General features: G+C 53.3%; 1 pseudogene. It reads left to right on the forward strand.

The features are described 5' to 3' along the window. Positions 1-441, forward strand: a pseudogene (locus tag AC1M9H_RS14355) (type VI secretion system tip protein VgrG); the annotation flags it as partial.

Here is a 441-nt window from a genome sequence, read left to right on the forward strand (position 1 = left end):
TGACTCGCTTACTACGCAGTGAAGGCATTAACTGGCTCATTGATGAAGCCCAACCGATTGTACCGAGCAACAACAGCCCGATCGAAGCACACAAGCTCCGCCTGATTGACGACAACAGCCAATACCAAGCGCTTAACCGACGCAACATTCGCTACCACCGTAGTGATGCGACAGAACAATTTGATAGCATCACCAGCTTTATCGGACAACGTAGCCTACAACCCACCGCAGTCCACCTACAACGCTGGCAAGCCACAGCCCTCGAACAAGAAGAAGGCGCAGGCTCAGTCCAAAGCAAACACCAACACAGTGACCACCAAGACAATGCCAGCCTAGGCCTCGAACAAGCGTGGCACATCAGCCCTGCATGGATCCAAGACCTCAAAGGCGAAGACCAAGCCACCGCCTCAGGCAACAGCCAAGTCGAAAAACTCAACCAAC

The organism is Acinetobacter sp. ANC_7512, assembly GCF_056779935.1.